Genomic DNA, 19,022 nt, shown 5'->3' with positions numbered 1-19,022 from the left:
ACACTTCAGACTGGGCACACTTCGGTCCCGTCAGTCCTGGATGCGGAGCAGCAGCTTCCCCGTGCTGGTGCGGGTGCCCATCAGGTGGTGGGCCCGCGCCGCCTCCGCCAGGGGGAACTCGGCCGTGACCGGGACGGTCACCGTACCGTCGGCGACCTTCGCGAACGCCCGCTCGGCCAGGCCCCGCAGGGTGGACGGGGCCGTCTGGGACAGGGTGAGGATGGAGAAGCCGGCCACCGAGAGTCCCGTCGGGTACAGCTCCGGCTGGCCCACGCTCCACGACTCGGCCCCGCTCGCGTTGCCGAAGGAGACCAGGCGTCCGAAGACCGAGAGGGAGGCCAGGGATGCCTTCAGGGTCTCGCCGCCCACCGGGTCCAGGGCGAGGTCGACCCCGCGTTCGCCGGTCGCCGCGCGCACCGCCTTCTCGAAGTCGCCGACGAACACCTCGTCGTAGCCGTAGCCGCGCGCGTACTCCGCCTTCGCCGCCGACGACACCACGCCGTACACCGCGCCGGCGCCCGCCGCCTTCGCCAACTGGCCCACCACCGTGCCGATTCCGCCCGCCGCGCCCTGCACGAGGACGCTCTCGCCGGGCTGCAGTCGGCCCACCGCGTGGACCAGCGCGTACGCCGTCGGGACCACCGTCGGGATCGCCGCCCCCGTGCGCAGGTCGGCGCCCTCGGGGAGCGGGAAGACCAGGCCCGCCTCGGCCACGGCGACCTCCGCGTACGCTCCGCCGCCGGTCAGGGCGGCCACCTCCTGGCCCACGGACAGCCCGGTCACGCCCGTGCCGACGGCACGGACCCGGCCGGAGACCTCCAGACCGGGGCGGAAGGGCAGCGCCGGGACCCGGTAACCCTCGGCGCGTGCCTTCAGGTCCGCGAAGTTCACCCCGGCGTAGGCCACGTCGATGCTCACCTGCCCGGGGCCGGGCTCGGGGGCGTCCACCTCCACGGCCCGCAGGACCTCGGGGTCGCCGTACTCCTGGATCTCGATCGCGCGCATGCCGGATCTCCCGCTCTCCCACTCGACTGTTCAATGAAAAGCGAACACTCGGGAGTGTATGGTTTTCGTCGAACAGTCGGCAACGGGTGGCCGGCAGGAACGAGTGGGAGGGGCATCACATGGCCGGCGTCAGCCATCGGGTCGCTCCCGAGCACATCCACCCCGACGACGTCCCGGTCCTCACCGCGCTCGCCGCGCTCGCCGACCCGGTACGGATCACCCTCGTCCGGGAGTTGGCCGGCTCACCGGAGTGGAGCCGGGCCTGCGGCAGCTTCGACGTGCCCGTCGGCAAGGCCGCCCTCAGTCACCACTTCTCCGTCCTGCGCGGCGCGGGCCTCGTCGAACAGCGCGACGAAGGGCCCCGCCGGGTCAACCGGCTGCGGCGCAAGGAGTTCGACGCCCGCTTCCCGGGGCTGCTGGACCTCGTCCTGCGCGACTGAACGCGCCCCGCCTCAGCTGTCCTTGGGCTCGTCGCCGGACTCGCGGCGCTTGAGCTCCTCCTCGCGGCGGCGCAGATCGGCCTCCCAGTCCTTCAGGAGCTGCTCGTCGTTCGCGGCCTTCTCGTCCTTCAGGGACTTGAGGAACTCGGGGTTGTCGTCGGGCGCCACCCACTGCCGGTCCCCGGCGCCACCGGCGCGCGCGTGCCGCACCTTGCCCGCCACCAGCCAGGCCACCGGACCGACCAGCACCTCGCCGAAGAGCAGGATGATCAGCACCCACACCACCTTCGGCAGCCGCTTGACCTCGTCCTCGGGGGTGTTCAGGCAGTCGATGAAGGCATAGATCCACAGCGCCAGGACCAGCAGGAGGGGCAGATACCTGAGCATGGTGGCGGGTTCCCCCAGGAGACGGTGACGGGACGCGGGGCGGCCCCCGGTGACGGGGTCAGGGTAGCGGGTGGCCGATACTGGGACACATGGCTTACGACGATCTTCGTTCCCTGCTCAGGGCACTGGAACGCGAAGGCGACCTCAAGCGCGTGAAGGCCGAGGTCGATCCGTATCTGGAGGTCGGGGAGATCGTCGACCGGGTCCAGAAGGCAGGGGGCCCCGCGCTTCTCTTCGAGAACGTGAAGGGGGCGTCGATGCCCCTCGCGATGAACGTCTTCGGCACCGACCGGCGGCTGCTGAAGGCGCTCGGGCTGAAGTCGTACGGCGAGATCAGCGAGAAGATCGGCGGACTGCTGCGGCCCGAGCTGCCGCACGGGTTCGTCGGCGTGCGCGAGGCGTTCGGGAAGCTCGGCGCGATGACGCACGTACCGCCGAAGAAGGTGAAGTCCGGGGACGCGCCGGTGCAGGAAGTCGTTCTGCACGGCGACGACGTGGACCTGGAGCAGCTGCCGGCGCTCTTCACCTGGCCGCAGGACGGCGGCTCCTTCTTCAACCTGGGCCTCACCCACACCAAGGACCCCGAGTCCGGGATCCGCAACCTCGGGCTGTACCGGCTCCAGCGCCACGACAGGCGCACCATCGGCATGCACTGGCAGATCCACAAGGACAGCCGCAACCACTACCAGGTGGCGGCCCGGCGCGGGGAGCGGCTGCCGGTCGCGATCGCCTTCGGCTGCCCGCCCGCCGTGACGTACGCCTCCACCGCGCCGCTCCCCGGTGACATCGACGAGTACCTGTTCGCCGGGTTCCTCGCGGGCAGGCGGATCGAGATGGTCGACTGCAAGACGGTGCCGCTGCAGGTGCCGGCGCAGGCGGAGGTGGTGTTGGAGGGGTGGCTGGAGCCCGGCGAGATGCTGCCGGAGGGGCCCTTCGGCGACCACACCGGCTTCTACACCCCGCAGGAACCGTTCCCCGCGCTGAAGATCGACTGCGTGACGATGCGTCGGCGCCCGCTGCTCCAGTCGATCGTCGTCGGCCGGCCGCCGACCGAGGACGGGCCGCTGGGGAAGGCGACCGAGCGGTTCTTCCTGCCGCTGCTGAAGATCATCGTCCCGGACATCGTGGACTACCACCTCCCCGAGGCGGGCGGCTTCCACAACTGCGCGATCGTGTCGATCGACAAGAAGTACCCCAAGCACGCGCAGAAGGTCATGCACGCGATCTGGGGCGCCCACATGATGTCCCTGACCAAGCTGATCGTGGTCGTCGACTCCGACTGCGATGTCCACGACCTGCACGAGGTCGCCTGGCGGGCCCTCGGCAACACGGACTACGCCCGTGACCTGAGCGTCGTGGAAGGCCCCGTCGACCATCTCGACCACGCCTCCTACCAGCAGTTCTGGGGCGGCAAGGCGGGCATCGACGCGACGAAGAAGTGGCCCGAGGAGGGCTACACGCGAGACGGCGGCTGGCCGGACATGGTCCTGTCGGACCCGGAGACGGCGGCGAGGGTCGACCGCCGCTGGAAGGAGTACGGGCTGTGAGCTCCGCTTCCGCAGCGCTCCCGCAGCCGGGGCGCACGAAGGCCTTCCTCCGGCTGGTGATGATCGAGCACTCGGTCTTCGCGCTGCCCTTCGCCTACATCGCCGCCCTCACGGCGATGTTCCAGCTCGACAGGAACATCCACTGGGGGCGGCTGCTCCTGGTGACGATCTGCATGGTCGGCCTGCGCACCTTCGCCATGGCCGTCAACCGGATCATCGACCGCGAGATCGACGCCCGGAACCCGCGCACGGCCCACCGTGAGCTGGTCACGGGCGCCGTGTCGGTGAAGCATGCCTGGACCGGTGCGCTGATCGCGGTCGCGGTCTTCCTCGGCTCCGCGGCGATGCTGAACCCGCTGTGCCTCGCCCTGGCGCCGGTCGCCGTGATCCCGATGGTGGTCTACCCCTACGGCAAACGCTTCACGAACTTCCCGCAGGCCATCCTGGGGCTCGCCCAGGCGATGGGGCCGGTCGGCGGCTGGCTGGCCGTCACCGGTGAGTGGTCCTGGGACGCGGTCGTCCTCGGCCTCGCCGTCGGCATCTGGATCGGCGGCTTCGACCTGATCTACGCCTGCCAGGACGTCGAGACCGACCGCGAGATCGGCGTCATGTCGGTTCCGGCCCGCTTCGGCATCCCGGCGGCGATCTGGGCGGCCCGGGCCTGCCACGCCGTCACGACGGCCCTGTTCGTCTGGTACGCGGTGGCCACCGGCGCGGGTGCCTTCTTCTGGCTGGGGCTGCTGATCGTCGCCGGCGCCTTCGTCTACGAGCACACGATCGTGCGCCCCCATGACCTGTCCCGTCTGAACAGGGCGTTCTTCTCCGTCAACGGCTTCATCGGCATTGCCCTGTTCGTGTGCGCGCTACTGGATCTCCTGGTCCGGGGTCTGACCGTGTGAGTACGGTCCCGACCAGGAACCCGCCCGGCGATCCCCACGCACCCCACCCGTCCTGAAGACCCTCCTGCCCACCGGTACGCTCAAGGTGTGAACGCAGGAGAAACGCAGCGCGTGCCTTGGATCGTGGGGGTGTCCGGGGCGTCCGGTACGCCGTATGCCGCCGCTGTGCTGCGGGCGCTGCTCGTCGGGGGCGAGAGCGTGGACCTGGTGGTCAGCCGGGCCTCGCGGCTCACGCTGCTCGACGAGACCGGGATCTCCTTCCGGGACGCGCACTGGCAGGACGACCTGCGGGAATGGCTCGGCCGGGGGGCCGACGGCAAGCCGGGCACCTTCGACGTCGACATCGATGCCGTGCGGTACTGGGCGGCCGGGGACCTTGCCGCGGGGCCGTCCTCGGGGTCGTATCCCGCGAAAGGGATGATCATCGTCCCGGCCTCGACCGCCTGTGTCGCGGGGGTCGCCCTCGGGCTGTCCAAGGATCTGCTCCAGCGGGCCGCCTCCGTCACGCTCAAGGAGCGCCGGACGCTCGTCGTCGCCGTACGGGAGACGCCGTTGAACGGGCAGACCCTGCGGCATCTGGTGACCCTGGACGACCTGGGCGCCGCCGTGGTCCCGGCCTCGCCCGCCTTCTACGCGGGCGCCACCCACATCCAGGACCTGGTCGACTTCGTCGCCGGACGGGTGCTCGACGCGGCGGGGGCCGCGCACGGGCTCTACCGCCGGTGGGAGGGCGAGCTGGGCGGCGGATCCGGAAGCCGGGACACGGGAACCAGGGGCACGGAAACCAGGGGCACGGGAACCGGGGACACGGGAACCAGGGACACCTGAGCGCCATCTGAGCACGTCGCAGTACCTCTCATCTTTCAGGAACTTCAGGAACTCTGATCGGAAGGCTTCGATTCGCATGGACGCGGTGGACAGGCAGCTCATCCAGGCCCTGCGGGGGAACGGCCGGGCCTCGTACGCGGAGCTGGGGCGCCTCGTCGGCCTGTCGGGACCCAGCGTCACCGACCGCATCAACCGGCTGGAGGCGGCCGGCGTCATCACCGGCTACCGCGCCACGGTGAACGCGGCCCAGCTCGGCCTCGGCGTCACCGCCCTCATCGGCATCTCCCTCTCCGACGCCGCCGACCACGAGGACGTGGCGATGCGGCTGAGGGACTTCAGTGAGATCGAGGACTGCTGGTTCATCGCCGGCGACGACTCGTTCATGCTCAAGGTGCGGGCGAACGACGTGGACGGGCTGGAGAAGATCATCCGGCGGCTGTCCGGGACCAAGGGGGTGTCCAGGACCCGTACCACCATCGTGCTCTCCACGAAGTGGGAGAACCGGGTCGGGGAGCTTCCCGAAGAGGTCTAGAGGCGTAGGCCCGTTTTAGGGCCGTTTGGGGGTACCGCCCGCCCGAAGGGTGGGGGAGTACGGTTGGTCGAGTCGTCGGAGAAAGGTGTGTGGGCATGGACGTCGGGCTCAAGCGCGAGCTGGAGGAGAAGGTCAGGGCCGGTGAGCGGCTGACCCGCGAGGACGGCATCGCGCTGTACGAGTCGGACGACCTGGCGTGGCTCGGCGGCCTCGCCCACGAGGTGCGCACCCGCAAGAACGGTGACGTCGTGCACTTCAACGTCAACCGGCACCTCAACATGACGAACGTGTGCACCGCCTCCTGCGCCTACTGCTCCTTCCAGCGCAAGCCGGGGGAGAAGGACGCGTACACGATGCGCATCGAGGAGGCGGTGAAGCTCGCCAAGGCGATGGAGAGCGAGAACCTCACGGAACTCCACATCGTCAACGGGCTCCATCCGAACCTGCCGTGGCGTTACTACCCGCGCTCGCTGCGCGAGCTGAAGGCGGCTCTCCCGAACGTCTCCCTGAAGGCATTCACGGCCACGGAGATCCACCACTTCGAGACGATCAGCGGTCTGTCGGCGTCCGAGATCCTCGACGAGCTGATCGACGCGGGCCTGGAGTCGCTGACCGGCGGCGGCGCGGAGATCTTCGACTGGGAGGTCCGCCGGCACATCGTGGACCACCGGACCCACTGGGAGGACTGGTCCCGCATCCACCGCCTGGCGCACGAGAAGGGTCTGAAGACCCCGTGCACCATGCTCTACGGCCACGTCGAGGAGCCCCGGCACCGGGTGGACCACGTCCTGCGCCTGCGCGAGCTCCAGGACGAGACGAACGGCTTCCAGGTCTTCATCCCGCTCCGCTACCAGCACGACTTCGTGGACATGAAGGACGGCAAGGTCCGCAACCGCCTCCAGGCCCGCACCCAGATGGCGACCGGCGCGGAGGCCCTCAAGACCTTCGCGGTCTCGCGGCTGCTGTTCGACAACGTCCCGCACGTCAAGGTCTTCTGGGTCATGCACGGCGTCCAGACCGCGCAACTCGCCCTCCAGCACGGCGCGGACGACATGGACGGCTCGGTCGTCGAGTACAAGATCACCCATGACGCCGACAACTACGGCACCCCCAACAAGCTGACCCGCGAGGACCTCCTCGACCTCATCCGCGACGCGGGCTTCCGCCCCGTGGAACGCAACACCCGCTACGAGATCATCCGCGAGTACGACGCCCCGGACCCCTTGCGCCGCGAGTCCCCGCAGCCGATGCGGGTCTGAGCCGCCTTGCCCACCCGCCCACCCGACTCGGTCGGCTGAAAAGGGGCTGAGCCGGTCCCACTCAAGGGGCGCGGGGAACTGCGCGACCAGCCACGACGCACCCGCAGCCGACGACGGGTCTGAAACCCGTTGAGGCCGGGGTCGGGTAATGGCTACCCTTCCCTCATGGCCCTTACCTTCACGCTGGACCCGGCCGTAACCCCCGCCCTCCTGGAGGGCGTCCTCGATCTCTGGACGGATGTCTCCAACGCGGGCGGGGCCGTCGGGTTCGTGGCGCCGGTGGAGCGGGAGGAGGTGCGGCCGGATCTGGTGAAGCACCTGGCGGCGATGGCCGAGGGACGGCACCGGCTGCTCGTCGGGCACGACGAGGCGGGGCAGATCGCCGCCACGGCCTTCTTCTCCTTCAACACACACCGGCTGCAGACCCACTGGGTCTGGCTGTACACGGTGATGGTGCACCCGCGTCACCAGGGCAAGGGCTACGGCCGTGACCTGATGGCGGCGGCCGCCGACGCGGCCCGCGGGTTCGACGGCATCGACGCGATCCGCCTCGGCTGCCGGGGCGGACTCGGCCTGGAGCGGTTCTACGGCTCCTGCGGCTTCAAGGAGGTCGGCCGGGTCCCCGGCGCCATCCGGGTCGCCCCGGGCGACGACCGCGACGACATCACCATGCTGCTGTCGCTCACCTGACCGCCGCAGCCGCCGCACCCGCAGCACCCGCCTGCAAGATCGGGAGCCCGGCGTGCTTCACTGGACGACGGCCCTTTTTGGAGAAGGAAGAGTGGATTGAGATGCTCCGCTACACGCTGATGCGCCTCGGCGTCTTCGCCGGCTGCCTCGTGGCCGTCTGGGGCCTGGTCTACTTCGGCGTCCTGCCGCGCGGCCTCGGCGACTCCAACGGCATGTGGGTCGTCCTGCTCGCGCTGGTCGTCTCCGCGCCCATCAGCTTCGTCGTCCTGCGCAAGGAGCGCGACCGCGCCTCGGTGAGCGTCGTGCAGCGGGTGGACCGGATGAAGGCCAACCTGGAGGCCAACCGCTCCCAGGAGGACGAGGCGGTCGACGCGGCCGAGGCCCAGACTCACACCTCCTGACGGAGTTCAGTCCCGCCCGGTCCAACTAGGCTGGCCCCATGGGTGCCGTGAAGACCAAGCGGATGCCGCGAGCGGTCCGTGAGCAGCAGATGCTGGACGCCGCAGTGGAGATCTTCGGGCAGCGGGGGTACATGGCCGCGTCCATGGACGAGATCGCCGAACTGGCGGGCGTGTCCAAGCCGTTGGTGTATCTGTACCTGAACTCCAAGGACGACCTCTTCACCGCCTGCATCCGCCGCGAGGCGAGGGCGCTGGTGGACGCGGTGCGCTCCGGTGTCCGTACCGACCTGCCGGCCGACCGCCAGCTCTGGGACGGCCTGCTCGCGTTCTTCGCGCACACCGCCGCCCATCCGCACGCCTGGTCCGTCGTGCATCTCCAGGCCCGCACCCACGGCGAGACCTTCGCCGCCGAGGCCGCCGCGATGCGCGAGGAGATCGTCGCGTTCGTCACCCACCTGATAGCCGTCGGCGCCAGGGAGGCCCACCGTGATCCCGACCTCCCGGAGGGGGAGGTCGCCGGTCTCGCCGAGGCCCTCGTCGGCGCCGCCGAGTCCCTCGCCGTCTGGGCCAACGCCACCGAAGGCGTCACGGCCCGGCAGGCGGCGGCCACCCTGATGAACTTCGCCTGGGCGGGCCTGGGCGACCTGATGCAGGGCCGCTCCTGGACCCCGCCGGCAGCCGCCGACGTATGACACCCGCCACCCGAGCCGGTCGCTGATCCACCCGCCCGCTCAGAACGTGAGCCGGACCACCCGCCCGCTCAGAACGTGAGCCGGACCACCCGTCCGCTCAGAACGTGAGCCGGTCCACCCGTCCGCTCAGAACGTGAGCCGGTCCACCCGTCCGCTCACATGGAGCCGCGACGCCGCCTCTCCCGTCCCGCGCAGCTCGAACCGTACGCCGTCCGAGGCGAACGCCACCGTGCCCGGCAGCAGCACCGGCGCCCGGAACTCCGCCCGGGTCCGTACGGCCGGCGGGGTGCCGTGGGCGGCGAGGCAGCGGGCGACCGTCCACATGCCGTGGGCGATGGCGCGGGGGAAGCCGAAGAGGCGGGCGGTGAGCGGGTGGAGGTGGATGGGGTTGCGGTCGCCGGAGGCGGCCCCGTAACGCCGGCCGACATCGGCGCCGAGCCGCCACTCGTCGAGGAGGGGGAGGGGAGCGGCCCCGGGCTCCGAGGGAGTCGGTCCGGGCGCCGGTTCCCGCTGGGTGCGGTGCCGCGCCAGATAGGTGCTCGTCGACTCCCATACGACGGTGTCGGCCTCCCTCAGCCGCGTCACCACGAACGCCTCCGTCCCGCGCCGATGCGGCGCCAACCGGTCGACGTACACGTCGAGTTCGTACGTCCCGGCGGCGGCGAGCGGCCGGTAGCGGGTGATGTCGATCGAGGTGTGGACGAGGCCGAGCAGCGGGAGCGGGAAGTCCCGGCCGCTCATGATGCTCATGGCCAGCGGGAAGCCCAGCACATGCGGATACGTCGGCGGCAGGGCGTCCTCGCCGGTGGGGAAGCCGCACACCCGCTCGTAGGCCGCGAGCCGGGCCAGGTCGACCCGCAGTCCGGGCAGGACGAGCCGTTCGCCGGTGAAACCGACCCCGGGGTGCGGCCGTTTGAACGGCGAGCGCAGGGCCCCGAGGGCGAGCAGCGGGCCGAGGGCGGGGGAGGAGGAGAGGGTGGTCGCCGCCGTCATCACGCCCCCAGCAGACTCTGGCCGCACACCCGTACGACCTGTCCGTTGACCGCGCCGGACGCCGGATGCGCGAGCCAGGCCGTGGTCTCGGCGACGTCGACGGGCAGCCCGCCCTGCGCGAGGGAGTTCATCCGGCGGCCCGCCTCCCGGATGAACAGCGGCACGGCGGCCGTCATCTTCGTCTCGATGAAGCCGGGCGCGACCGCGTTCACCGTCACCCCGTGCTCGGCGAGCGCGCGCGGCGCGAGGGCGCGGACCAGCCCGGCCACGCCCGCCTTGCTCGCGCCGTAGTTCGTCTGCCCCGCGTTGCCCGCGAGCCCGGCGATGGAGGCGGTCGCCACGATCCGCCCGCCCGGCCTGAGGGTGCCCTTGGCGAGCAGCGCGTCGGTGGTGCGCAGCACGCTCCCGAGGTTGACGTCGAGGACCGAACTCCAGCGATCGGCGGGCATGTTGACCAGCCGCCGGTCCCGGGTGATCCCCGCGTTGTGGATCAACACGTCCAGTCCGTCGGGGAGTTCGGCGGCGATCCGCTCGCCCGCGTCGGCGGCCGTGATGTCGAGCGCCAGGGCGCGCCCGCCCAGCCGTTCCGCGACCCGCCGCGCGTCCGACTCGGCCTGCGGTACGTCGAGTACGACGACCTCGGCGCCGTCCCTGGCCAGGGTCTCGGCGACGGCCTCGCCGATGCCGCGCGCGGCGCCCGTGACGAGGGCGGTGCGGCCGGCGAGGGGACGGTCCTCGTCGCCGGGTGCGACGAAGGCTCCCGCGCCCACCCCGATCACCTGGCCGCTGACGTAGGCCGACTTGGGGGAGAGGAGGAAGCGCAGGGTCGACTCGGCGGCGGCGGCGTCGGTGAGCCGTACGAGATTCACGGTCCGGCCGCGGCCGATCTCCTTGCCGAGCGAGCGGGTGAAGCCCTCCAGGGCCTGCTGCACGGCCGCCCGGTGGTGGTCGTCGTCGGGGCCGGCGTCGGCGTCGGCGTCGAGGGGGGCGCCGAGGACCACGATCCGGCCGCTCGCCGTGACTGACCGTACGACCGGGTGCAGGGCCGCGTGCACCTCGGCGAGGGTGTCGACGTCACGGACGCCGGTCGCGTCGAGGACGACGGCGGCGGGGTCGGTGGCGCCGAGGGGGAGGCCGGTGCGGGCGAGGACCGGAGTGAGGTCGAGGGCGGATGTACCGGCCGTAAGGTGAAGCAAGTTGCCTGTGAGGGACGGGTGTTCGGGGGACCAGCGCCTGAGCGCCGCCGGCTGCGGAAGGCCGAGCCGTCGGGTGAGGAAACGGCCGGGTGCGGTGGCGGTGAAACTCAGATAGCGGTCGGCCATGTTCGTCTCGTCTCCCACGGGCTCGGCATGACTGAAAAAGTTGCTTACTCCGGAGTAAGGTTACCCGGGGTAAGTCTAGGTCAAGGGTGAGGAGCAGGTCGAGATGAGTACCTCGGAGCCATCGCGGGCGAGTACGTCGGAACCGTCGAAGGTGACCTATCTGAGAGGCGCGCGGAAGCCCGCCTTCGAGCCCCCGCGCGCCCGCCGCGTCGCGGTCCTCGGCGGCAGCCGGACCCCCTTCGCCAGCTCCGACGGCCCCTACGCCACCGCCTCCAACCAGGACATGCTGACGGCGGCGGTCAACGGCCTGGCCACCCGCTACGGACTCGACGTGCCCGGCGTCGTGGGCGAGGTCGTCGCCGGCGCCGTCCTCAAGCACAGCCGGGACTTCAACCTCACCCGCGAGACCGTCCTCGGCTCCAAGCTGGACCCGCGCACCCCCGCCTACGACATCCAGCAGGCCTGCGGCACCGGACTGCAGGCCGTCATCGCCGCCGCCAACAAGATCGCCCTCGGCCAGACCGAGTCGGCGATCGCGGGCGGCGCCGACACCGCGAGCGACGCCCCGCTCGGCGTCAACGACTCGCTGCGCCGCATCCTGCTCCAGGCCCGCCGCGCCAGGTCGACGGTCGGCCGCCTCAAGGCGCTCGCGCAGATCCGCCCCGCCCACCTGGTCCCCGACATCCCGCGCAACGCCGAGCCGCGTACCGGCCTTTCCATGGGCGAGCACGCGGCGGTCACCGCCCGCGTCTGGGGCATCGAGCGCGAGGCCCAGGACGAACTGGCGGCGACCAGCCACCAGCGGCTGGCGGCCGCGTACGAACGCGGTTTCTTCTCCGACCTGGTCGTCCCCTTCCATGACCTGACCCGCGACCAGAACCTGCGCCCGGACTCCACGGTGGAGAAACTCGCCACGCTGAAGCCGGTGTTCGGCACCGACGGCCCCAACCCCACCATGACGGCGGGCAATTCGACCCCGCTCACCGACGGCGCGGCGGTCGTCCTGCTCGCCTCCGAGGAGTGGGCGGAGACCCGGGGCCTGGAACCGCTCGCGTATCTGACCGTGTACGAGACGGCGGCCGTCGACTTCGTCCACGGCGATGTCGGCAAGGGAGAGGACGGGCTGCTCATGGCCCCCGCCTACGCCGTCCCGCGCATGCTGGAGCGGGCCGGTCTCGGCATCGAGGACTTCGACCTGGTGGAGGTCCACGAGGCCTTCGCCTCCCAGGTGTTGGCCACCCTCGCGGCCTGGGAGAAGCAGGGACTGGCCCCGGTCGACCGGGACAAACTCAACGTCACCGGCTCCTCGCTCGCCACCGGCCACCCCTTCGCGGCCACCGGCGCCCGGATCGTCGCGACCCTGGCCAAACTGCTCGCGGAACGGGGCGTTCCGGGACGGGGCCTGATATCGATCTGCGCAGCGGGAGGGCAGGGGGTGACGGCGGTGCTGGAACGCCCCTGACCAGCGGTCAGGGCTTCAGATCAATCCCAGATCAATCCCAGATCAATCCCAGATCAATCCCGGATCAGTCCCGGATCAATCCCGGATCAGTCCCGGATCATCCCCGAACACGCACAAGCCCCCCACGCCAGCGCCGTACGATCCCCTACCTAACCGTCGGTAACCCCTTCCTTCGGGGCCATCCCGGTTGAACGCCTCCATACCCGAGGCACGTACGTCTTTGCAGCAAGCAGTTCTTTATCGCTGCACGCCAAGGGAGCCGCCCGTGTCCACGCCCTACGCCACCTCGACCGACTTCGCCGACGCTCCCCCCGCCCTCGTGGAACCGGAGACGCGTCGGCTGGACGGTGTCGTACGGGAGGCCGCCGTACCGGCGTTCGCCCAGCCGGTCACCCACGGCTCGCTCGCCGACCTCCCCTACGACAACGCCTCCGCCGCCCCACAGGCGGTGGTCCTCAGCCGCAAGGAGCGGGAGCAGGAGCAGAACGGCCCCGGCACCGGCACCGTCACCGGCACCGGCCCCGGCACCTGGACCGACATCACGGCGGAACGCTTCGCCGCCCAGGTGCACGCGGTGGCCAAGGGGCTGATCGCGGAGGGGCTGATGCCGGGCGACCGGATCGCCATCATGGCCCGTACGACGTACGAGTGGACGCTGCTCGACTTCGCCGCCTGGGCCGCCGGCCTGGTCACCGTCCCCATCTACCCCACCTCCTCCGTCTTCCAGACCCGCTGGATCCTCCAGGACTCCGGCGCGGTCGCCCTTGTCACCGAGACCCTCTCCCAGGCCGCCGCCCTCGGCCCCGAGCGCGACCGACTGCCCGACCTCCAGCACATGTGGGTGATGGAGAAGGGCCATGTGGACCGGCTGGGCGAGGCCGGCGTCCATGTCCCCGACGGCGAAGTGGCGGTCCGGCGTGGGGTGTTGGGCCCCGACACCCTCGCCACCCTCATCTACACCTCCGGCACCACCGGCCGCCCCAAGGGCTGCGCGCTCACCCACGGCAATTTCTTCGCCGAGGTCGACAACGCGATCGAACTCCTCTACCCGGTCTTCAAGTCGAAGGGCGACTCCCGGGGCGAGGACCTCTCCGTCCTCCTCTTCCTCCCCATGTCCCATGTCTTCGGCCGGATGGTGGCGATCGCCTGCATCCGCGCCCGGGTCCGACTCGGCCACGCGCCGAGCCTGAAGGCCGACGAACTCCTCCCGGATCTGGCCGCGTTCAGACCCACCTGTCTCCTCTCCATTCCCTACATGCTGGAGAAGGTCTTCAACACGGCCCGCGCGAAGGCCGAGGCGGGCGGCCGTCTGACCACCTTCGACCGGGCCGTGTCCGTCGCGCGCCGCTACGGCGAGGCCGTCGAGGCCCACAAGACCGGCACGGGCTCCGGTCCCGGCGCCACCCTGCGCGCGGCCCGCACCTTCTACGACCCGCTCGTCTACCGCCGTATCCGCAACGCCATGGGCGGCCGCGTCCGCCACGCCATCTGCGGCGGCTCCCCGCTGGGCCGCCGCCTCTCCTCCTTCTACCTCGGCGCGGGCATCGAGATCTACGAGGGCTACGGCCTGACGGAGACGACGGGAGCGTCCACGGTGACACCCCCGTTGAAACCCCGCCTGGGCACGGTCGGCTGGCCGCTCCCCGGCACGAAGATCCGCATAGCCGCCGACGGAGAGATCCTCATCGCCGGCGACCACGTCCTGCGCGGCTACTGGGACCCGTCGGCGGGCGGAGTCGTCCCCGCCGCCCCCGACGGCTGGCTGCCGACCGGCGACATAGGCGAACTCGACGACGAGGGCTACCTCACGATCACCGGCCGCAAGAAGGAAATGATCATCACGGCGGGCGGCAAGAGCGTGGCCCCCGCTCCCCTGGAGAACTGGCTCCGCTCCCACCCCCTCATCTCCCAGGCCATGGTCCTCGGCGACGCCCGCCCCTACGTCTCCGCCCTCCTCACCCTCGACCCCGACGGCCTCACCCACTGGCGCAACATGAACGGCAAACACCCCGTCCCCGCCGAACTCCTCCTCGACGACGAGGAGTTGAACGCCGTACTCCAGCGCGCGATCGACGAGGCCAACAAGCTGGTCTCCCGCCCGGAGTCCATCCGCCGCTTCGCCATCCTGCCGGTCGACTTCACGGAGACAGCAGGCCACCTCACCCCGTCGATGAAACTCCGCCGCGAAACGATCCTGCGTGACTTCTCGGATCAGGTGGAGGGGCTGTACGCGCAGTAACTCCACTACGTGCCCGGGGCCACTTTCCGCCGCTGGGGCATCCGCGTCGACGGCACCGGCCTGCGCGCACGCGGCCTGGGCGACACGCGGGCTGTGGCGACCTGAGCTGGAGGACCACTTCGAGGACCCGGAGGGGGAGTCGGCGGAACTCATCTGGGGCCAGCACGCCGGCCTGGCCGTCGAGGAGTTCGCGTACACCGACTTCCTCGACGCGGCCGAGCTGGTCCCCCTCCTCGGCTGTACCTGCGGGATCTGGGTCCCCTCGCCCACCCCAGGCGGCGAAGGCGTCGGGTTCGTGGACGTTGCCGGGGTGCGGGAAGGACACCTTGAGGACGACGGCGGCGTCGGAGCCGTCTCTCAGGAGGGGCACGACGACTCCGACGCCCCGTGAAGGGCGTCCCCGTCGGGCGTGCAACCCCACTGCTCAGGTCGAGGAGGCATCCGAGGGGGAATGCCCACGCGCTGTGCGGCCGTGCTGGATGACTCGCGCGTACAGGGCTGGCACCCAGAAGTTGTGAACCAGCGCCATTACCACCAGGGCGCCGACGAAGAGTCCGATCCCGATCTGGCCCTTGGACAGGGAACTGCCGACGACGAGAACGCCGAGGACGACGACGATCCAGCCGAGTCGCACGACACCGCCAGTGCCGTCGGTGTCGCCGTGCAGCAGCAGTTGTCCGCACCGGAGGAACTGGATGCCGAGCAGCGCCGGTATCCCGGCGAAGAAGCATCCCAGCACCATCCTGGTGGCGATGGCCCCGCCGCTGGCGTCGTCGTCGGCGCCTTGGTAGAAGGCGAAGAGGACCACGAAGGCCGCGACGAACCACAGCGCGCTGGAGACGATGACGGACACACCGACGTTGCGGAAGGCGCGCCGCAGCGCTGGGTCCGCCATGGCGGGTGAAGGGCTGTAGCCGACCGTCCAGTTGGCGCGGAGGTGACGAATGAGCACGCCGGCCGGGACACCGGCGAACAGGAGCCCGGCGATGAGCAGCGCAAGGCCTCCCCCGAGGTTGCCGTCCACGACCATGCCCAGCCCGATCGCGAGCGCGAGCACACCGAAGGCGATAACGAGACGCAGTAGCCGGCCCACAGTCTTCCCCTGTTCACTTGGATCACAATCGACGGACCAGGCACTGACAGTAGGGGCGACGGGGCACGTGATGCGTCCTGCGGCGAGTTGAACTCCGGCTCCACCGTGCGCGGTAGCAGCGCGGCCGCTACAACATGCGCGGTAGGGGCTCTGCGACTTTCGCGGTACCACCCCACGAGGCTACGGCCGGCGCCCCTTCGCCCCACCGGCCGCAAGCCGCTGAGCCCACCCCGGCGTGCCGGCGAGGCGCGAGTGCGCTCCTCGGTACCGGCTCACTTCCTGACGAGCGTCAGGGCCGGCGTACCGCCCTGGCGGCGGCTGCGCCTTCGGCTAAGGGCGCTCGCCCGGCCTGTCCACGACTCCCCAGGCGTCGCGGACGGTGACCAGGGCGAGGGACTCGGGTGCCATGGACGGCCCGTTCTTGCCGCCCGACGGAGAACGGGTTCACGCGTGACCCGGGGTGAGCACCTCCGCGAACCGGTCCGCGAACCACATGATCCGGTCCAGCTCCGCACCTCGCCTCGCCAGCCGGAACCCGTGCCGCCGCCCCCAGAAGCACGCCTGCACGATCTGGAACTGCGCCCACCGCCCGACCCGCTCCCGGTCGAGCCCGGCGGCGTCGGCGAAGAGGTCCAGGATCCGGTGCGCTGCCTCGCGTACGTCGTGCGGGTCGTCGAGGGCGAGCAGCCGGAGCGAAAGGGCCTTCAGCAACGTGCCCGCGTCGTACGCCGGATCCCCCACCCACCCCTTGGGATCGACGGCCAGCCACGGCTCCCGGTCGGCGCGCAGGATGTTACGGGCGTGAAGGTCGCCGTGGACGAGCAGCCCGGGCTGATCCGCACCGAGCTCCCGCACGGTGGCGAGGGCGGCGTCGAGGGTTGCGGCGGGGAGACTGTGCCTCAACTCGCCAGCATCGACCAGGAGTTGCTGCTCCCACTCTCCAGCCATGTCCCTCAGCCGGGGCAACCCGCCCGGCGCGGCCACGGCGAGCCGCCGGCTGACCCTCCCGGCGACGACCGCGACCTCGTCGATGTCCTCGACCTCGGCGAGCGAGCTGCTCCGTACCCGCTCCAACAGCATGGCGAACCGTCCGTCGTCCCGCGCGAGCAGCCGTACGGCACCGCGCCCGCCCCAGGCGGCGAAGGCATCGGGCTCATGAACGTTCCCGGGGTGTGGAAAGGACACCTTGAGCACGGCGGCCCCGTGCCCGGGAGCCACGACGGGGACGACGATCCCGACACCGCCGTGCGTGACATCACCGTCGACCGCACACCCCCACGCCTCCACCAACTCCCGGACGAGCGAAGCCAACCCGGCGACCCACCGCGCCCCGGCATCCCCCTCCCGCTCGACGGTCTGACGGACGAACGCCTCCGGCACCTCGATCATGCGCCCATTCTCGCGACGCCGGGACACCAGACGCACAGCTCGGCCGCGCCGTGGGGGTGGATCTGGCTGTCCTGGGACCGGTCGGGCACCGGCCCACACTCGCCGGCCGCCGCGGCACTGTGCCTGTGCCCGTGCCTGGCGGGAGCGGCCCTACCGCGGGTGGTTCGTCAGGGAACGGTGAGGGTCTGGGGATCACCGTTGTAGGTCTTGGGGTCGGCCGGGACGATACCGGCTCCCACCGGCGCTGCGACGCCGCCCACGTACATCGCCCGGTAATCGGCGTAGGGGTGTTCTGCCTCGAAGTCCGTGGCGGGCGCGGTGAGCTGAAAAGGCTTTCCTCCGTCGTTCACTTCCTGCTTCACCGGCTTCTTGCCGGGTACGACTGCAGTGAAGCGGAACGTGAAACCGCAGGAACGCGCGTTGGCATTGACGAATGCGACGATCGTCTCGCTCTCCCCACGTTTCAGGGTGATGCTCTTTCGCGCGAAGTAGGGATCCCCGTTCTCGTCCGTGGGCTCAGGATCCCGATCGTCCAGGTGGAAGAACAGGGTCCGCGTCTTGGACTCGCCGCCGTTGGTGCCCCCGTTGAGGAACAGTGTTCCGGTGAGCGGTGGCGTGCACTCCTGTTTCTGGATGTCCATGTTGGTGATGCGGAGCTGCTCCTTCGAGCGTCCACTGATGGTGAGCGACACGGTTCTGAACCGGGATGGGACCCCACCGTTCTGGGAAAACCAGTCCTCGAACGTCCGGCCCCCTCCGTAGTCCTCGTTCTTCAGTTTCTCCACGTCGGCATCCGACAGCTTCATGCCCGAGGGGAAGACGTAGTCACCCGTGCTCAACCCCAGATAGGACACGTCGTCCACGGAGAGCGGAAGCCCCGGGTCGTCGTCCCACAAGGCGTACGTCGCGGCTGCCGTCAGCACCATGGCTGTGGTGACGGCGCCGATGACGTACAGCGGGCGCCTCCGTCGTGCTGGCGGAGGATCTTTGGGCGGGGCCTCGGCCGTGCGTCGGTACTGGGGACGCGGCACGCCGCCGCATGCGGTGTAGCAGTCCGCCCACGCGAAGAGCAGCTCGGGCGTCCCGTCCTTCGGCAGATCGTGGTGTCTGACGTACGCCAGGACCAGCAGCTCCACGTACTTCCAGGCGGGCAGCTTGGTTGCATCGGTGCCGTCGACGGCGACCAGTTTCTTCCAAGCGGACGTAGAGGGGCCGGCCTCGAAGCCCGAGGGGTGAGTCTTGCCGACCTTCTCCTTTACGAGATCGACCCCGATACTGGTCAGGCGTTCAAAGGAGGGGCCGTCCTCTCGCAAACCCCTCAGCGCCTTGCGGAACGCCAGCGGCGTCCGTTCTTCGGCCGCGGCAGCCAACAGTTCCTGCCACGTTCTCGCCCGCTCGGTCATGCCGCCCCCTGGCTCCCGCTGATGGTGCAGCAGTATCCCGAAACCGCCGGGCCGCCGGAGCAGAACTCATGGGCTCTGGTGCACCTTTGGTCACTCTTGAGCCTGCTACCTGCGAATACGCGAGTGTCCAGAACAACACCGATCGTGTTCTGGAGGTGTCCAAACGTCCTGCCGCACGGTGTGGGGCACACCGCAAGCCGCACGACGAACACGAAGGATGGACACCATGCCTACGCCGACCCCCGCCGTCCGGGTCATGGCCCTCACCATCGCGGGGCTGAGCGCCCTCGTCGCCGCTCTGATCGTGTTCATCGTCCTGCCGCACCTCGGCGCGACCATCCTGGTCTCGACGTTGAGTGCGGGCGGGGCCTTCGTGGCCGTCAGCACCGGCACGCTGAACGTGCTGAGGGAGTTCGGCCTCTTCTGATTCTGTCTCAGGGC

General features: G+C 70.4%; 20 protein-coding genes. 13 read left to right on the top strand and 7 right to left on the bottom strand.

Annotated features, from left to right (window positions below; genetic code table 11):
* Positions 1-30 precede the first annotated feature (30 nt).
* Positions 31-1,005: a quinone oxidoreductase family protein gene (locus ACLZN2_RS33695; protein ID WP_416983199.1), complete on the bottom strand. Its 975-nt coding sequence runs from the start codon at positions 1,003-1,005 to the stop codon at positions 31-33.
* A gap of 119 nt (positions 1,006-1,124) precedes the next feature.
* Between ACLZN2_RS33695 and ACLZN2_RS33690 the strand changes: the two genes are divergently transcribed.
* The gene (locus ACLZN2_RS33690; RefSeq protein ID WP_416983198.1) at positions 1,125-1,445 is read left to right on the top strand and encodes an ArsR/SmtB family transcription factor; all 321 of its coding nucleotides are present in this window, start codon (positions 1,125-1,127) and stop codon (positions 1,443-1,445) included.
* A gap of 12 nt (positions 1,446-1,457) precedes the next feature.
* Here ACLZN2_RS33690 and ACLZN2_RS33685 read toward each other — a convergent pair whose 3' ends face one another.
* Positions 1,458-1,832 (bottom strand): PLD nuclease N-terminal domain-containing protein, encoded by a 375-nt coding sequence (locus ACLZN2_RS33685; RefSeq protein WP_416983197.1) that lies wholly within the window; start codon positions 1,830-1,832, stop codon positions 1,458-1,460.
* Positions 1,833-1,921: 89 nt separating this feature from the next.
* On the opposite strand from ACLZN2_RS33685, the gene ACLZN2_RS33680 reads away from it, so the two are divergent.
* The 8 genes from ACLZN2_RS33680 to ACLZN2_RS33645 all read left to right on the top strand — a co-directional run bounded on the left by ACLZN2_RS33680 (position 1,922) and on the right by ACLZN2_RS33645 (position 8,680).
* Complete coding sequence (locus tag ACLZN2_RS33680) at positions 1,922-3,379, top strand: menaquinone biosynthesis decarboxylase (RefSeq protein ID WP_416983196.1); 1,458 nt, start codon at positions 1,922-1,924, stop codon at positions 3,377-3,379.
* On the top strand, positions 3,376-4,278 hold the full coding sequence (gene mqnP / locus ACLZN2_RS33675; protein WP_416983195.1) for a menaquinone biosynthesis prenyltransferase MqnP: 903 nt from the start codon (positions 3,376-3,378) through the stop codon (positions 4,276-4,278). The genes ACLZN2_RS33680 and mqnP overlap by 4 nt, the downstream gene beginning before the upstream one ends.
* 111 nt (positions 4,279-4,389) lie before the next feature.
* Positions 4,390-5,106 carry a UbiX family flavin prenyltransferase gene (locus ACLZN2_RS33670; RefSeq protein WP_416983194.1) on the top strand — a complete coding sequence of 239 codons (717 nt, stop codon included), beginning with the start codon at positions 4,390-4,392 and terminating at the stop codon, positions 5,104-5,106.
* A gap of 76 nt (positions 5,107-5,182) precedes the next feature.
* The gene (locus tag ACLZN2_RS33665; RefSeq protein ID WP_416983193.1) at positions 5,183-5,638 is read left to right on the top strand and encodes an Lrp/AsnC family transcriptional regulator; all 456 of its coding nucleotides are present in this window, start codon (positions 5,183-5,185) and stop codon (positions 5,636-5,638) included.
* A 95-nt stretch (positions 5,639-5,733) separates the two neighbouring features.
* Positions 5,734-6,897, top strand: coding sequence for an aminofutalosine synthase MqnE (gene mqnE / locus ACLZN2_RS33660; RefSeq protein ID WP_416983192.1), 1,164 nt, complete (start codon positions 5,734-5,736; stop codon positions 6,895-6,897).
* Between the two features lie 165 nt (positions 6,898-7,062).
* Positions 7,063-7,587, top strand: a complete 525-nt coding sequence (locus ACLZN2_RS33655; protein ID WP_416983191.1) for a GNAT family N-acetyltransferase — start codon at positions 7,063-7,065, stop codon at positions 7,585-7,587.
* A 101-nt stretch (positions 7,588-7,688) separates the two neighbouring features.
* Positions 7,689-7,988, top strand: coding sequence for a DUF4229 domain-containing protein (locus ACLZN2_RS33650; RefSeq protein ID WP_416983190.1), 300 nt, complete (start codon positions 7,689-7,691; stop codon positions 7,986-7,988).
* A 38-nt stretch (positions 7,989-8,026) separates the two neighbouring features.
* The gene (locus ACLZN2_RS33645) at positions 8,027-8,680 is read left to right on the top strand and encodes a TetR/AcrR family transcriptional regulator (RefSeq protein WP_416983189.1); all 654 of its coding nucleotides are present in this window, start codon (positions 8,027-8,029) and stop codon (positions 8,678-8,680) included.
* Between the two features lie 126 nt (positions 8,681-8,806).
* Here the strand turns inward: ACLZN2_RS33645 and ACLZN2_RS33640 are convergent, their stop codons facing one another.
* Both ACLZN2_RS33640 and ACLZN2_RS33635 read right to left on the bottom strand, forming a co-directional pair.
* The gene (locus ACLZN2_RS33640) at positions 8,807-9,673 is read right to left on the bottom strand and encodes a MaoC family dehydratase (RefSeq protein ID WP_416983317.1); all 867 of its coding nucleotides are present in this window, start codon (positions 9,671-9,673) and stop codon (positions 8,807-8,809) included.
* On the bottom strand, positions 9,673-10,995 hold the full coding sequence (locus tag ACLZN2_RS33635) for a 3-oxoacyl-ACP reductase (RefSeq protein ID WP_416983316.1): 1,323 nt from the start codon (positions 10,993-10,995) through the stop codon (positions 9,673-9,675). Before ACLZN2_RS33635 ends, ACLZN2_RS33640 begins: the two co-directional genes overlap by 1 nt.
* A 103-nt stretch (positions 10,996-11,098) precedes the next feature.
* Between ACLZN2_RS33635 and ACLZN2_RS33630 the strand changes: the two genes are divergently transcribed.
* The 3 genes from ACLZN2_RS33630 (at position 11,099) to ACLZN2_RS33620 (ending at position 15,087) form a co-directional block, all read left to right on the top strand.
* On the top strand, positions 11,099-12,457 hold the full coding sequence (locus ACLZN2_RS33630; protein ID WP_416983188.1) for an acetyl-CoA C-acetyltransferase: 1,359 nt from the start codon (positions 11,099-11,101) through the stop codon (positions 12,455-12,457).
* A 265-nt stretch (positions 12,458-12,722) separates the two neighbouring features.
* Entirely contained in the window at positions 12,723-14,696 is a 1,974-nt protein-coding gene (locus ACLZN2_RS33625; protein WP_416983187.1) for an AMP-dependent synthetase/ligase, read from the top strand.
* Complete coding sequence (locus ACLZN2_RS33620) at positions 14,656-15,087, top strand: hypothetical protein (RefSeq protein WP_416983186.1); 432 nt, start codon at positions 14,656-14,658, stop codon at positions 15,085-15,087. The genes ACLZN2_RS33625 and ACLZN2_RS33620 overlap by 41 nt, the downstream gene beginning before the upstream one ends.
* Before the next feature lie 33 nt (positions 15,088-15,120).
* On the opposite strand, the gene ACLZN2_RS33615 is transcribed toward ACLZN2_RS33620, so the two are convergent.
* From ACLZN2_RS33615 to ACLZN2_RS33605, 3 genes are all read right to left on the bottom strand, one after another.
* Positions 15,121-15,789, bottom strand: a complete 669-nt coding sequence (locus ACLZN2_RS33615) for a hypothetical protein (RefSeq protein WP_416983185.1) — start codon at positions 15,787-15,789, stop codon at positions 15,121-15,123.
* A 444-nt stretch (positions 15,790-16,233) separates the two neighbouring features.
* A complete protein-coding gene (locus ACLZN2_RS33610; RefSeq protein ID WP_416983184.1) occupies positions 16,234-17,178 on the bottom strand; it encodes an aminoglycoside phosphotransferase family protein in 945 nt (314 codons plus the stop codon).
* A 167-nt stretch (positions 17,179-17,345) separates the two neighbouring features.
* A complete protein-coding gene (locus ACLZN2_RS33605; RefSeq protein WP_416983183.1) occupies positions 17,346-18,581 on the bottom strand; it encodes a hypothetical protein in 1,236 nt (411 codons plus the stop codon).
* 226 nt (positions 18,582-18,807) lie between these two features.
* On the opposite strand from ACLZN2_RS33605, the gene ACLZN2_RS33600 reads away from it, so the two are divergent.
* Positions 18,808-19,008, top strand: a complete 201-nt coding sequence (locus tag ACLZN2_RS33600; protein ID WP_416983182.1) for a hypothetical protein — start codon at positions 18,808-18,810, stop codon at positions 19,006-19,008.
* Positions 19,009-19,022 lie beyond the last annotated feature (14 nt).

It is taken from the genome of Streptomyces sp. T028 (assembly GCF_048159505.1).
In the GTDB taxonomy this organism is placed as follows: domain Bacteria; phylum Actinomycetota; class Actinomycetes; order Streptomycetales; family Streptomycetaceae; genus Streptomyces.
Note: the sequence above shows the minus strand (reverse complement) of the source record. Positions and strands in the feature narration are given on the sequence as shown.

Bases quoted from the DNA above. Each gene is read 5' to 3' on its own strand.
- ACLZN2_RS33695 (WP_416983199.1), bottom strand. From the start codon at position 1,005: ATGCGCGCGATCGAGATCCAGGAGTACGGCGACCCCGAGGTCCTGCGG.
- ACLZN2_RS33690 (WP_416983198.1), top strand. From the start codon at position 1,125: ATGGCCGGCGTCAGCCATCGGGTCGCTCCCGAGCACATCCACCCCGAC.
- ACLZN2_RS33685 (WP_416983197.1), bottom strand. From the start codon at position 1,832: ATGCTCAGGTATCTGCCCCTCCTGCTGGTCCTGGCGCTGTGGATCTAT.
- ACLZN2_RS33680 (WP_416983196.1), top strand. From the start codon at position 1,922: ATGGCTTACGACGATCTTCGTTCCCTGCTCAGGGCACTGGAACGCGAA.
- ACLZN2_RS33665 (WP_416983193.1), top strand. From the start codon at position 5,183: ATGGACGCGGTGGACAGGCAGCTCATCCAGGCCCTGCGGGGGAACGGC.
- mqnE (WP_416983192.1), top strand. From the start codon at position 5,734: ATGGACGTCGGGCTCAAGCGCGAGCTGGAGGAGAAGGTCAGGGCCGGT.
- ACLZN2_RS33655 (WP_416983191.1), top strand. From the start codon at position 7,063: ATGGCCCTTACCTTCACGCTGGACCCGGCCGTAACCCCCGCCCTCCTG.
- ACLZN2_RS33650 (WP_416983190.1), top strand. From the start codon at position 7,689: ATGCTCCGCTACACGCTGATGCGCCTCGGCGTCTTCGCCGGCTGCCTC.
- ACLZN2_RS33645 (WP_416983189.1), top strand. From the start codon at position 8,027: ATGGGTGCCGTGAAGACCAAGCGGATGCCGCGAGCGGTCCGTGAGCAG.
- ACLZN2_RS33640 (WP_416983317.1), bottom strand. From the start codon at position 9,673: ATGACGGCGGCGACCACCCTCTCCTCCTCCCCCGCCCTCGGCCCGCTG.
- ACLZN2_RS33635 (WP_416983316.1), bottom strand. From the start codon at position 10,995: ATGGCCGACCGCTATCTGAGTTTCACCGCCACCGCACCCGGCCGTTTC.
- ACLZN2_RS33630 (WP_416983188.1), top strand. From the start codon at position 11,099: ATGAGTACCTCGGAGCCATCGCGGGCGAGTACGTCGGAACCGTCGAAG.
- ACLZN2_RS33610 (WP_416983184.1), bottom strand. From the start codon at position 17,178: ATGATCGAGGTGCCGGAGGCGTTCGTCCGTCAGACCGTCGAGCGGGAG.
- ACLZN2_RS33605 (WP_416983183.1), bottom strand. From the start codon at position 18,581: ATGACCGAGCGGGCGAGAACGTGGCAGGAACTGTTGGCTGCCGCGGCC.
- ACLZN2_RS33600 (WP_416983182.1), top strand. From the start codon at position 18,808: ATGCCTACGCCGACCCCCGCCGTCCGGGTCATGGCCCTCACCATCGCG.